Source organism: Microbacterium sp. SMR1, assembly GCF_003289625.1.
GTDB classification, from domain to species: domain Bacteria; phylum Actinomycetota; class Actinomycetes; order Actinomycetales; family Microbacteriaceae; genus Microbacterium; species Microbacterium plantarum.
Map to the genome: position 1 here is coordinate 486,807 of NZ_QMBN01000002.1, position 12,662 is coordinate 499,468.

General features: G+C 71.6%; 14 protein-coding genes. 13 read left to right on the forward strand and 1 reads right to left on the reverse strand.

From position 1 onward, the window contains the following. Positions 1 to 193 precede the first annotated feature (193 nt). Entirely contained in the window at positions 194 to 1,645 is a 1,452-nt protein-coding gene (locus DO944_RS06920; RefSeq protein WP_258524600.1) for a M23 family metallopeptidase, read from the forward strand. A gap of 80 nt (positions 1,646 to 1,725) precedes the next feature. On the opposite strand, the gene DO944_RS06925 is transcribed toward DO944_RS06920, so the two are convergent. Further along, entirely contained in the window at positions 1,726 to 2,259 is a 534-nt protein-coding gene (locus tag DO944_RS06925) for an inorganic diphosphatase (protein WP_064956402.1), read from the reverse strand. A 160-nt stretch (positions 2,260 to 2,419) separates the two neighbouring features. Here DO944_RS06925 and tilS point away from each other — a divergent pair, with 160 nt between their 5' ends. The 12 genes from tilS to DO944_RS06985 all read left to right on the forward strand — a co-directional run bounded on the left by tilS (position 2,420) and on the right by DO944_RS06985 (position 12,577). Further along, positions 2,420 to 3,421, forward strand: coding sequence for a tRNA lysidine(34) synthetase TilS (gene tilS / locus DO944_RS06930; protein ID WP_112615965.1), 1,002 nt, complete (start codon positions 2,420 to 2,422; stop codon positions 3,419 to 3,421). A 9-nt stretch (positions 3,422 to 3,430) separates the two neighbouring features. After that, the gene (gene hpt, locus DO944_RS06935; protein ID WP_023952935.1) at positions 3,431 to 3,982 is read left to right on the forward strand and encodes a hypoxanthine phosphoribosyltransferase; all 552 of its coding nucleotides are present in this window, start codon (positions 3,431 to 3,433) and stop codon (positions 3,980 to 3,982) included. Between the two features lie 84 nt (positions 3,983 to 4,066). After that, on the forward strand, positions 4,067 to 6,082 hold the full coding sequence (gene ftsH / locus DO944_RS06940; RefSeq protein ID WP_112615967.1) for an ATP-dependent zinc metalloprotease FtsH: 2,016 nt from the start codon (positions 4,067 to 4,069) through the stop codon (positions 6,080 to 6,082). Between the two features lie 9 nt (positions 6,083 to 6,091). Next, positions 6,092 to 6,682 (forward strand): GTP cyclohydrolase I, encoded by a 591-nt coding sequence (gene folE, locus DO944_RS06945; RefSeq protein ID WP_112615969.1) that lies wholly within the window; start codon positions 6,092 to 6,094, stop codon positions 6,680 to 6,682. Continuing rightward, a complete protein-coding gene (gene folP / locus DO944_RS06950) occupies positions 6,679 to 7,506 on the forward strand; it encodes a dihydropteroate synthase (RefSeq protein WP_112615971.1) in 828 nt (275 codons plus the stop codon). The genes folE and folP overlap by 4 nt, the downstream gene beginning before the upstream one ends. Then, entirely contained in the window at positions 7,503 to 7,871 is a 369-nt protein-coding gene (folB, locus tag DO944_RS06955) for a dihydroneopterin aldolase (protein WP_112616942.1), read from the forward strand. Before folP ends, folB begins: the two co-directional genes overlap by 4 nt. Then, a complete protein-coding gene (gene folK / locus DO944_RS06960; RefSeq protein WP_112615973.1) occupies positions 7,868 to 8,416 on the forward strand; it encodes a 2-amino-4-hydroxy-6-hydroxymethyldihydropteridine diphosphokinase in 549 nt (182 codons plus the stop codon). The genes folB and folK overlap by 4 nt, the downstream gene beginning before the upstream one ends. After that, on the forward strand, positions 8,413 to 8,901 hold the full coding sequence (locus DO944_RS06965; RefSeq protein ID WP_112615975.1) for a DUF3180 domain-containing protein: 489 nt from the start codon (positions 8,413 to 8,415) through the stop codon (positions 8,899 to 8,901). Before folK ends, DO944_RS06965 begins: the two co-directional genes overlap by 4 nt. After that, on the forward strand, positions 8,849 to 9,457 hold the full coding sequence (locus DO944_RS06970; RefSeq protein WP_112615977.1) for a PH domain-containing protein: 609 nt from the start codon (positions 8,849 to 8,851) through the stop codon (positions 9,455 to 9,457). Before DO944_RS06965 ends, DO944_RS06970 begins: the two co-directional genes overlap by 53 nt. Next, positions 9,454 to 11,241: a PH domain-containing protein gene (locus DO944_RS06975; RefSeq protein ID WP_258524601.1), complete on the forward strand. Its 1,788-nt coding sequence runs from the start codon at positions 9,454 to 9,456 to the stop codon at positions 11,239 to 11,241. The genes DO944_RS06970 and DO944_RS06975 overlap by 4 nt, the downstream gene beginning before the upstream one ends. After that, positions 11,238 to 11,942 (forward strand): DUF2520 domain-containing protein, encoded by a 705-nt coding sequence (locus tag DO944_RS06980; protein ID WP_112615979.1) that lies wholly within the window; start codon positions 11,238 to 11,240, stop codon positions 11,940 to 11,942. Before DO944_RS06975 ends, DO944_RS06980 begins: the two co-directional genes overlap by 4 nt. Further along, positions 11,939 to 12,577 (forward strand): SUMF1/EgtB/PvdO family nonheme iron enzyme, encoded by a 639-nt coding sequence (locus DO944_RS06985; RefSeq protein ID WP_112615981.1) that lies wholly within the window; start codon positions 11,939 to 11,941, stop codon positions 12,575 to 12,577. The genes DO944_RS06980 and DO944_RS06985 overlap by 4 nt, the downstream gene beginning before the upstream one ends. Positions 12,578 to 12,662: the final 85 nt, after the last annotated feature.

The following is a 12,662-nucleotide window of genomic DNA, read 5'->3' on the forward strand; positions in this document are numbered from 1 at the left end:
TTACCGAGGGACAAGCATATGCGATCCGACGCGGATGTGCGAATCGGGGGCGTGGCGTCCGCCGCCCGGGCGTGTCTCCGGGTCACAATGGCCGGGTTCGCACGCTCCGGACGTCGTCGACGACGCTTCCGGTGTTGTGACGTGTGTTGCTACTGTGAACGAAGTTGCTCACGCGATATGGAGGATCACCCGCGTGCGATACGAGAGCCTCGACTCCCCGGAAGACTGCGGCTGCGCCCCGACGCCCGCAGAGAGCAAGAAGCTCTCCCAGCTGATCTCGCGCCGCGGCGCCCTCGGCCTCGGTGCCGTCGGCTTCGTCGCGGCGACGGCGTTCCTCGCCCCCGGCATCCCGTCGGCCTTCGGTATCGAGGGATACCCGTCGTGGGATGACGTGCAGCGCGCCAAGGGCAACGAGGCGGCGAAGGCCGCCGAGATCTCGCGCATCGAGAAGCTGATCTCCGATCTGGCCGCGGATGTCGCGTACAAGCAGGCCGAGGCCGCGCGCCTGGGCGAGGAGTACGCGCAGGCCCAGGCTGCATTCGAAGACGCCAGCGCCCGTGCCACCTCGCTGCAGGAGCAGGCGGACGCGCAGTCTGCCGCCGCCCTCGAGGCCGCGCGCCGCGCCGGCAAGCTGGCCGCCCAGCTCTACCGCAACGGTGGCGACGACACGAGCTTGAAGCTCTTCTTCTCCGACTCCGCGGCCAGCGCCGACGATCTCCTCGCCCGTCTCGGCACGATGGACAAGCTGCTGCAGGCGAACCGCGGCGTGTACACGGATGCCGTGGCCGCCCGCGAGACCGCACAGAGCCTCAGCGACCAGGCCGGCGTCGCGCGCGACGAGCGCGACCGCCTCAAGGTCGAAGCCGAGCAGAAGATGATCGCCGCGCAGGAAGCTGCGACGGCGGCTCAGGCGGCCCTCGAAGAGCAGACCGCGAACATGGCGACCCTGCAGGCGCAGCTCGCTGCGCTCAAGGACGAGACGGCGACGACGGTCGCCGGTTACCAGGCCGGAGTCGAAGAGCAGCGCCGTCGCGACGAGGAGCGTCGCCGCCGCGAGCGAGAAGAGGCCGCCCGTCGCGCCGCAGAAGAAGAGCGCCGCCGTCAGGCTGCCGCAGCAGCGGCAGCCGCCGCAGGCAACAGCGGCGGCGGCGGTGGTGGCGGTGGTGGCGGTGGCGGCGGCGGCAACAGTGGCGGTGGCGGCGGCGGTGGCGGCGCCGGACAGGTCCAGCCCTCCGGCTGGGTACGCCCCGGTCCCGGCTACATCAGCTCCTGGTATGGCAATCGCGGCACCATCTGCTCTGGCGGTGTGTGCACCAGCGGGCACCGCGGCATCGACTTCGCCGGCGGATGCAGCGCCCCGATCTATGCCGCGGCATCCGGCACCGTCGTCTTCGCGGCGTACACGAACAGCTGGGGCAACTACATCAAGGTCGACCACGGCGGCGGCATCATCTCGGGCTACGCGCACATCCAGAACGGCGGCTTCAACGTCGGCTATGGACAGCGCGTCTCGGCCGGACAGGTCATCGCCTATGCCGGCAACACCGGCATCTCGCAGGGCTGCCACCTGCACTTCGAGATCTACCGCAACGGCGAGCGCATCGACCCCGCGCCGTTCCTGCGCGATCGGGGCATCTCGGTCTGAGCCTCAGCGCTCGCGAGCCCGGAACAACGAAGGAGGGGCGGATGCTGCAGCATCCGCCCCTCCTCGCGTTCGTCTGAGCGTCAGAGCGAATTGGGCGCTTCGCCCTCACCCTGCGTCTTCGTCTGGCCCTCGTGCTCCTCGAAGCGCTCGAACGCCTCTGCGACGAGACGCTCGGCCTCGGCGGCGTTCGCCCACTCGTCGACCTTGACCCACTTGTTGGGCTCGAGGTCCTTGTAGTGCTCGAAGAAGTGGCCGATCTCGTTCTTGGTCCAGTCGTCGATGTCGTCGACATCCTGGATGTGGGCCCAACGCGGGTCCTTCGCGAGCACGGCCACGACCTTGTCGTCGCCGCCGGCCTCGTCGCTCATCTTCAGCACAGCGACGGGGCGGACCTTCGCCAGCACGCCGGGGTAGATGTCGCGGTCGAGCAGCACCAGCACGTCGAGCGGGTCGCCGTCCTCGCCGAGAGTGTTCTCGAAGAAGCCGTAGTTGCTGGGGTATCCCATCGGCGTGAACAGCACGCGGTCGAGGAAGACCCGGCCGGTGCCGTGGTCGACCTCGTACTTCACGCGGCTGCCGCGGGGGATTTCGATGACGGCGTCGTACGCGCCCATACGTGTGCTCCTTCGATAAGACGGTGGGATGCCGCCGTCCAGCCTACTTGCGCCGCCCGCCGCGCCCTATACAAGGCTCAGCCCGGGTTTCGCGCCCGCGACGGGGCCGCGCTGCGCCGCTCCAGCCTGGCGACGGCACGAGCACGGCTACCGTAGGGGCGTGCCGTCGCTCAGCCCCGCCATCGCCGAGGTCCGTCGCGCCGTGCGCGCATCGCTGTCGGCGCTGCCTGCCGGCAGCACCGTGATCGTCGCGCTCTCGGGCGGGCCCGACTCGCTGGCCCTCGCCGCCGCGACGGCCTTCGAGGCTCCGAAGCTCGGCCTGCGCGCGGCTTCGGTGACGGTCGACCACGGGCTGCAGCCCGGTTCCGACGAGGTCGCGCTCACTGCCGCGCGGGCCGCGGCAGGCCTCGGCCTCGACCCGCTGGTGGTGCGCGTCGAGGTCGGCACCGCGGGCGGCCCCGAGGCTGCGGCCCGCGAGGCGCGCTACGGGGTGCTGCGGGATGCCGCGCGCGACGCGAACGCCGCCGCGGTCCTGCTGGGCCACACTCTCGACGACCAGGCCGAGACGGTCCTGCTCGGGCTCGCTCGAGGTTCCGGCGCCACGAGCCTCGCGGGCATGGCGCCTGACCGCACCGACGACGATTCCGGGGTGCGCTGGCTCCGTCCACTGCTGGCGGTGCGGCGCGAGACCACCGTCGCGGCCTGCGTGGCGGCTGGGCTCGAGCCCTGGCTCGACCCGCACAACCGTGACGATCGCTTCAGCCGGGTGAGGGTCCGCGACCGCGTCCTTCCGCTTCTCGAGGCCGAGCTCGGCCCCGGCGTGGCCGAGGCGCTCGCGCGCACCGCCGAGCAGCTGCGCGAGGACGCGCAGGCCTTCGACGACATGATCGCCGAGACGATCGAAGACATCGTCGAGCCGGCCGAGGCGGGCATCGCGATCTCGGTCGCCGCGCTCGCCGCCAACCCGCCGGCGCTGCGCCACCGCATCATCCGCCACGTCGTGCAGAGCGAGTTCCACGAGAGCCTCACGCGCAGCCAGACCCTCGAGGTCGCCCGGCTCGTCACCGATTACTCCGGCCAGGGGCCGATCGACCTTCCCGGATGCCGCGCCCGCCGCGTCGGCCGACTCGTCGAGTTCTCGGCGGGCGGGAGCGGCGCCTAAACTCGTCGCATGCGTGCTGCCGAGATCGCCGACCAGCTCACCGACGTCCTCGTCACGGAGGAGGAGATCCAGGCCAAGCTCGCCGAGCTCGCCGCCCGGGTCGAAGCCGACTACGAGGGCAAGGAGCTCATCCTCGTCGGCGTGCTCAAGGGTGCCGTGATGGTCATGGCCGACTTCGCCCGCGCGCTCAAGCGCGACATCACGATGGACTGGATGGCGGTGTCGTCCTACGGCGCGAGCACGAAGTCGAGCGGTGTCGTCCAGATCCGGAAGGACCTCGACGCCGATCTGCACGGCAAGCACGTCCTCATCGTCGAGGACATCATCGACTCGGGCCTGACCCTCAGCTGGCTGCTCGAGAACTTCCAGTCGCGCGGTGCCGAGTCGCTCGAAGTGCTCGCGCTGCTGCGCAAGCCCGAGGCCGCGAAGGTCGAGATCGACTGCCGGTACGTCGGCTTCGACATCCCGAACGACTTCGTCGTGGGCTACGGCCTCGACTATGCGGAGAAGTACCGCAACCTGCGGGATGTCGCGATCCTCGCGCCCCACGTCTACAGCTGAAGAGGCTTCGCGTGGCGGCTCCCGGTACGCCCAAAACGAACGCACAGAGCCCGCATAGTCGGCGCGGGGTAGCCTGATCGCACCATGGACGTCAAGAAAGTCACGCGCAACCCGCTGATGTACGTGTTGCTCATCGGCGCGCTGCTGCTGATCGGCTTCATGCTGATCTCCAGCCTCACCGGCGCGAAGCAGATCACGACCCAGCAGGGATTCGAGCTGCTCAAGGGCGACACCGTCACGAAGGTGCAGACCACGGACGGCGATCAGCGCGTCGATCTGACGCTCTCCGACGACTTCGAGGGCTCGAAGCAGGTGCAGTTCTACTACACCTCCGCGCGTGCCGACGAGGTCGTGTCGGCCGTCGATGCGGCGAACCCCGCCGACGGGTACAACGACGTCGTGCCGCGGGCCACGTGGTTCGACGGCTTCCTCTCGCTCATGCTGCCGCTGGTGCTGCTGGGCCTCCTCTTCTGGTTCCTCATGTCGAGCGCGCAGGGCGGCGGCAGCCGCGTCATGCAGTTCGGCAAGTCGAAGGCCAAGCTCGTCACGAAGGAGACCCCGACGGTCACCTTCGGCGACGTGGCCGGCTCCGACGAGGCCATCGAGGAGATGCAGGAGATCAAGGACTTCCTGAAGGATCCGACGAAGTTCCAGGCCGTCGGCGCCCGCATCCCGAAGGGCGTGCTGCTGTACGGCCCTCCCGGCACCGGTAAGACGCTCCTTGCGCGCGCCGTCGCGGGCGAGGCCGGTGTGCCGTTCTACTCGATCTCGGGCTCGGACTTCGTCGAGATGTTCGTCGGTGTCGGCGCGAGCCGTGTGCGCGACCTCTTCAAGGAGGCGAAGGAAAACTCGCCCGCCATCATCTTCATCGACGAGATCGACGCCGTCGGCCGCCACCGCGGCGCTGGCATGGGCGGCGGTCACGACGAGCGCGAGCAGACGCTGAACCAGATGCTCGTCGAGATGGACGGTTTCGACCCGAAGGTCTCGGTGCTCGTCATCGCCGCGACCAACCGGCCCGACATCCTCGACCCGGCGCTGCTGCGTCCGGGCCGCTTCGACCGCCAGATCGGTGTCGACGCGCCCGACCTCAAGGGCCGCCAGAAGATCCTCGAGGTGCACGGACGCGGCAAGCCGCTCTCGCCCTCGGTCGACCTGGCCGTCATCGCTCGCAAGACCCCGGGCTTCACCGGCGCCGACCTCGCGAACGTGCTGAACGAGGCCGCGCTGCTGACCGCGCGCTCGAACGCGCAGCTGATCGACATGCGCGCACTCGACGAGGCGATCGACCGCGTCATCGCCGGCCCCCAGCGCCGCACGCGCGTCATGAAGGACAAGGAGAAGCTCATCACGGCGTACCACGAGGGCGGCCACGCCCTCGCCGCCGCGGCGATGAACCACTCCGACCCGGTCACGAAGGTCACGATCCTCCCGCGCGGCAAGGCGCTCGGCTACACGATGGTGCTGCCGCTCGAGGACAAGTACTCCGTCACCCGCAACGAGCTCCAGGACCAGCTCACCTACGCGATGGGCGGACGCGTCGCCGAAGAGGTCGTGTTCCACGACCCGACGACCGGTGCCTCCAACGACATCGAGAAGGCCACCGGTATCGCCCGCAAGATGGTCACCGAGTACGGGATGACGACCGAGGTCGGCCCCGTGAAGCTCGGGTCGTCGTCGGGAGAGGTGTTCATGGGTCGCGACATGGGTCACGGCCGTGACTTCTCCGAGCGCATCGCCGAGCGCGTCGACGCCGAGGTGCGACTGCTGATCGAGCAGGCGCACAACGAGGCGTACGAGGTCATCAACGCCAACCGCGACATCCTCGACAAGCTGGCGCTCGCGTTGCTCGAGGAGGAGACCCTCGACCACCTGCAGCTCGCCGAGATCTTCAAGGACATCAAGAAGCTGCCGCCGCGCCCGCAGTGGCTCTCGAGCCAGGACCGCCCGGTGTCGAGCCTGCCCCCGATCGACGTCCCCAAGCGTCGCGAAGAGGCCGGCCTGGCGGCATCCACCGTCGCCGATGCGGGGGCCGAGACAGCCGCCGAGCGTGCTCCGCACCGTCGCCCCTCGGGGCAGGCGCGACCCGCGACCGCGTAGGCTCGGGGCGTGGCCGTCGATCGCGAACGCGTCGCCGCCCTCGTGCGCGACCTGCTCGAGGCGATCGGGGAGGACCCCGACCGTCCCGGGCTGAAGCAGACCCCGCAGCGGGTCGCCGACGCGTACGCGGAGTTCTTCTCGGGAGTCGGCGCCGACGCCGCCGAACCCCTCGCGCACACGATCTCGGTCGCGCGGGGCCCGGCGCCCGACACGCTGCCGTCGGGCGCTGTCATGGTGCGCGGCATCCGGTTCCGCTCGTTCTGCGAGCACCACCTGCTGCCCTTCGCGGGCCACGCTCACATCGCCTACCTGCCGGGCGAGCAGGTCGTCGGGCTCGGCGCGCTGCCGCGCGTGGTCGACACGCTGGCGGCCCGACCGCAGGTGCAGGAGCGCCTCGGTGAGCAGATCGCCGACACGATCGCCGGTGCGCTCGACGCGCGCGGCGTGCTGGTCGTGCTGGATGCCGCCCACGAGTGCGTCACGATGCGCGGCGGACGGCAGACGGATGCCTCGACCGTGACGGTCGCTGCCCGCGGCGTCTACACCGGGCCGGCCGAGCGGGCCGAGCTCATCGCCCTGATCTCGGGCGGTGCGGCATGACGGCCATCATGGGCATCCTCAACGTCACGCCCGACTCCTTCAGCGACGGTGGGCGGTACCTCGACCTCGGCGCCGCCGTCGGTCACGCCGAGGCCCTGCGTCGCGCCGGTGCGCACATCGTCGATGTCGGCGGCGAGTCGACCCGTCCGGGCGCCGAGCGCGTCGCCCCCGACGTCGAGCGCGAGCGGGTCGTCCCCGTGGTCGAGGCGCTCGCGGCGCGCGGCATCGTCGTGAGCGTCGACACCATGAACGCAGGCACCGCCGCGGCCGCCGTCGCCGCGGGAGCCCGCATCGTCAACGATGTCTCCGGCGGCCTGGCCGATCCCGACATGTTCGCGGCGGTCGCGGCATCCGACGCGGAGGTCGTCATCGGGCACTGGCGCGGGCACTCGACGGACATGTACGCCACCGCCCGCTACGAGGACGTCGTCGCAGAAGTGGTCGCCGAACTCCAGGATCGCGTGAGCGCGGCGACGGCGTCCGGCATCGCTCCTTCGCGTATCGTCCTCGACCCGGGCATCGGCTTCGGCAAGCGCGGCGACCAGAATTGGACCGTGCTGCACCACCTCGAACGCATCGTCGGGCTCGGCAAGCGCGTGCTCGTCGGCACGAGCCGCAAGGGCTTCCTGCGCGAGGCCATCGGAGACGCCCGCGACACAGACATCGCCGACGCCGGCCGGCTCGACCTCGCCCGGCGCGATCTCGCGACCGCCGTCACGAGCGTGCTGGCGGCAGACGCGGGAGCGTGGGGAGTGCGCGTGCACGATGTCGCGACGACCCGCGACGCGCTGGCCGTGCGTGCGCGATGGCGGGAGGCCTCATGAGCGATCGGATCACGGTGCGCGGCATCCGGGCCGTCGGGTATCACGGCGTCTACGAGCACGAACGACGCGAGGGCCAGGAGTTCGTCGCCGACATCGAGCTCGACCTGTCGCTGGCCGACGCCGCCGCGAGCGACGACGTCGCCGACACCGTCCACTACGGAGAGCTGGCCGAGCAGGTCGCCGCGATCCTGGCGGGCGAGCCCGCGGACCTCATCGAGACCGTCGCCGACCGTATCGCCCGCGCGGCCCTCGCATTTGATCGCGTGGATGCCGTCGCCGTGACCGTGCACAAGCCGCAGGCGCCCATCGTGGTGCCCTTCGGCGATGTCAGCGTGACCCTCACCCGACGACGGGAGAACCGATGAGCCGCCGCCTCGCCCAAGAATCGCCCGAGCCCCGCCCGGCCGACAGTGCGCCCGCGCGTCGAGCCGTCGTCGCGATCGGCGCGAACCTCGGCGACCGGGCCGACACGGTCGCGCGAGCGATCGCCGAGCTCGATCGGCTGCCGCTCACCCGGGTCGCGCGGTCGGCCGACCCGATCGAGACGGTCGCGCTGACCCTCGACGGACCGGATGCCGCGGCCCCGGCCTACCTCAACACGGTCGCCCTCGTCGACACGCGGCTGGCGCCCAGCGTGCTGCTCGGCTACCTGCATGCGATCGAGGAGCGTCACGGCCGCGCCCCGCGCTCGGCCGACCAGGCCCGGTGGCAGGATCGCACGCTCGATCTCGACCTCGTCGCGCACGGCGACGTCGTGTGCGAGACCCCGACGCTCGTCCTGCCGCATCCGCGTGCGCACGAGCGCGACTTCGTGCTCCGGCCGTGGCTCGCGGTCGACCCCGACGCCGTGCTCCCCGGCCACGGGCGCGTCGACGCGCTGCTGGCCGCCCTGCCCGGGAGCACGCCGTGAGACGCACGTCTCCCGCGACCCTCATCGTGTCGGCGGTGCTCGGCATCGCCGCGGGGTTCGTCATCGATCAGGTGCTCACGGGTGCGGGACGCGCGACCTTCACCCCGTCGGTCATGCTCCCCGTGCTGTTCGTGCTGCTGGCGGTCTCGGTCATCGCTCTCGCCCTGCCGATCCGCCGGGCGACACGCGGCCAGGCTCCGCGGGTCGACCCGTTCCGGGCGGTGCGCGTCGCGATGCTCGCGAAGGCGTCGAGCATCGTCGGAGCGCTCGTGGGCGGTATCGGCGTCGGCCTCCTGCTCTTCCTTCTCACACGGCCGGTCCCGCCGTCAGTAGGCTCGACGGGAGCGGTCGTCGCCGCGATCGTCGGAGCCGTCGTGCTCGTGGCGGCCGGTGTGATCGCAGAACAGCTCTGCACCATTCGGAAGGACGACGATGACGACCAGCCCGGACCACCCGAGCCCGACGCCACTCCCTCCCACCACTGACGCTGCGGAGTCCGGCGCGATCGACGCCACCCTCGACGCCGGCACCTACGACCGCATCCGCGAGCCCCGCGGAGCCGGCCGTCTCGCCCTCGAGCAGGGCGTATGGCACCAGATCTCGCGTAAATACCTCATCGTGCAGCTGATCAGCAACGCTTTCTGGCTGGCCGCCGCGGTCGTCGCGATGCTCGTGCTGCTCTTGGTGTTCGATCAGCCGTGGGCGCTGATCCCCGGCATCATCCTGATCGTGCTCACCCTTGCGGGCATGGCCATCCTGCCCCGCCAGGTGCGTTCGATCGGCTACCAGCTCCGTGAGGACGACCTGGTCTTCCGCCGCGGCATCCTGTGGCAGCGCATGGTCGCCGTGCCGTACGGCCGCATGCAGCTCGTCGACATCACGCACGGGCCGATGGACCGCGGGTTCGGCATCGCGCAGTTGAAGTTCGTCACGGCCGCGGCAGCGACGGGCGTCGTGATCCCGGGCCTCACGCAGCAGGCTGCCGAGGCGCTGCGCGACCACCTGATGTCGGTGGCTGAATCGCGGCGGACCGGGCTGTGACCGACCCCGTACCGACCCCGCCCCCGGCCGACGCGACCGTCTCCGCTCCGCCGGCCGAGCTCGTCCGCTCACCCCTGAGCGACGGTGAGTGGCACCGGCTGCATCCGCTGACACCGCTGCTGCGCGGCGGTCTGGCGCTGCTCGTGGTGCTCGGCATCGTGGTCGCGAACATGCGCGACCGGCTCATCAGCATCTTCGTGCCGGCGTTCGCTCCCGACGCCCCCATCGACGAGTGGGAGGAGTACGAGGCCGCCGGCGACCCGATCGGGTGGGTGCTGGCGAACAACCTCCTCCTGATCGCCCTGCTCGTCACCGTCGGCGTGCTCGCGCTCATCATCGGGGCGTTCTACCTGTCGTGGCGCTTCCACACCTTCCGCATCACCGACGACGATGTCGAGGTGCGCAGCGGGATCCTCTCGCGCACGCAGCGCCGCGCGCCGCTCGACCGCGTGCAGGGCGTCAACCTCACCCGACCCGCGGTCGCGCGGCTTCTGGGCGCGGCGAAGCTCGAGATCGTCGGCGCGGGCACCGACGCGAACGTCAAGCTCGAGTACCTCTCCACCGGCAACGCCGAGACGATTCGCGCCGACATCCTGCGGCTGGCCTCCGGGCAGCGGCTCGCCGAGCAGCGGGCTGCCGCGGCAGCGGCCGGCGGCGCGCGCATCGCGGTGGCTGACACCGTCGCCCGCGGCATCACCGGTCTCATCGAAGGCGACGACGCGGATGCTGCCGAGCCCGAGTCCGTCGTGCGCATCCCGCCCGGGCGACTCATCGGGTCGCAGCTCGCCAGCTGGGGCACCGTCGTGATTTTGGCGGGCGCTACCGCGCTCGCGATCGCCCTGTCGCAGGGCGTTTTCTGGGTGCTTTTCGCCTATTTCCCCGCGCTGCTCGGTTTCGGCGCGTACTGGGTGCGCACGATCGTGAAGTCGTTGCGCTACTCGATCGCGCCGACGCGCGACGGCGTGCGCGTGACGTTCGGCCTGCTCACGACCGTGTCGGAGATCCTGCCTCCCGGACGCATCCATGCCGTGGAGATCACGCAGTCCATCCTCTGGCGCGGATTCGGGTGGTGGACGGTTCGGATCAACCGCATGACCGGCCGGAGCGCTTCGGACACGACGACCGATCAGTTCACCACGGTCCTTCCCGTCGGCACGCTCGCCGACGTCGAGCGGGTGCTCGGCCTCATCCTGCCGTCGGTCAGCGAGGAGGAGCGCGCGGCGATCGTCCGGAACGGTGTGCTCGGCGGCTCGTCCGCCGGGGGATACGTCACGACACCGCGGCGGGCACGCATCGTGCGCCCGCTGTCGTGGCGGCGGAACGGCCTCGCGATCGAGGGCGATCTGCTGATGCTGCGGCGCGGGCTGATCTGGCGCATGCTCGCGGTGCTGCCGCTCGCCCGGCTGCAGTCCGTCGCGCTGCACCAGGGGCCGGTGTCGCGCGCGCTGCGCGTCGCGACGCTGCGCGCTCATACCGTGTCGGGCCCGGTGCTCACCGCGGTCGCGGGCATCGACCGCGACGACGTGATCGCAGCGTTCGAGCGGGTGGCCCACGTAGCCGTCTCGGCCGCGGCATCCGACCGCTCGCACCGCTGGGCCGAGGTGGCGGATGCCGCTGAGCCGGTGCCTCCCGTGCCGGCGGCGCCCGTTCCCGTGCCGAGCCCGAACGCGGGCCCGAGCCCGGTGCCGCCCCCGCCGAGCGCGACCGAGCTCCCGCGGGGCGCCGTGCCGCCCCCGCCGTATGTGCCTCCCGCGGGGGAGACCTCGCCGGAGAGCGAACGGTGACCGCGAGCTCACGCCTGGGCGTCGGCATCATCGGCGCCGGCCGGGTCGGACCCGTCATCGGCGCGGCGCTCGCGGGCGCCGGCCACGCGCTGACCGGCGTCACCGCGGGATCCGATCGGGAACGGGTCGACGCGGTCATCCCGGGGGTGCCGGTGCTCGACGCCGACGAGGTCGTGCGTCGCAGCGAACTGGTCGTGATCGCGGTGCCGCACGACGAGCTCGGCCCGCTGGTCAGCGGTCTCGCCGAGCTCGGCGCCTGGCAGGTCGGGCAGCTCGTGCTGCACACCGACCCCGGGCACGGGCTCGATGTGCTGGCGCCGGCCGCCGCGCGAGGAGCCATCCCGCTCGCCGTGCACCCGGCGATCGCGTTCACCGGGTCGACCCTCGACCTCCGCCAGCTCGCGGGCGCCTACGCCGCGGTGACCGCGCCGGCCGCCGTCCTGCCGATCGGGCAGGCGCTCGCCGTCGAGCTGGGCTGCGAGCCGGTCGTCGTCGCCGACGCCGACCGGCCGGCCTACGGCGAGGCGATCGCGACCGCGACGCAGTTCGCCGCCTCGATCGTGCAGCAGTCGGCCGCGTTGCTCGAGGACGCCGGAGTGCCGGCCCCGGGTCGCTTCCTCTCGACCCTCGTGCACTCGACCGTCGAGCGGGCGCTGACCGAAGCGGGCCGCGGCGCGACCCCCGACGACGAACTGCTGTGAGCGACGTCGAGCTGGCCCGCATCCCGGCCGGAGAGCTGCCCGTCGCGGGCGCGGGCCGGGGCCCGCGGGTCGAGTCCTTCGAGATCGGCGTGTATCCCGTCACCGAGGAGCAGCTCGGCGAGGTGCTCGGGGTGACCGCCGCGCACCCGCGGCGTCCGGCGGTGCAGCTGTCGTGGCTGAGAGCCGTGCGGTTCTGCAACGCACTGTCGGAATGGGAGGGGCTCGACCCCGCCTACGCGGTCGACGGCGACGAGGTGCGTTGGTACGACGACTCCGACGGGTATCGGCTGCCGACCGAGCGCGAGTGGGAGTACGCCTGCCGTGCGGGCTCGCGTGCCGCGCACTACGGCCCGCTCGCCGAGATCGCCTGGACCGCGGCCGACAACCTCTCGTCGCCGCAGAACGTGGGCGGGCGGCATCCGAACCTCTTCGGCCTCTTCGACATGCTCGGCAACGTCTCGGAGTGGTGCTGGGACCTCTTCGCCCCCGACGCCGGGTCGCGCGACCGGGTGTTCCGGGGCGGCGGGTTCGCCGATGCCGCGACGTCCGTGCGGGCGGGAACGCGCCGCGGGGCGCGCCCCGACAGCGCTCACGACGACATCGGCCTGCGCGTCGCCCGCGGCGCCGTCGCTTAGCGGCCCGGCTCGGGGTCGTCGGGTGGCCGGTGGGTGCACACTCGTCGGAACGCCGGTGCTGGAGTAGTGCCGCGACGCCGCCGAG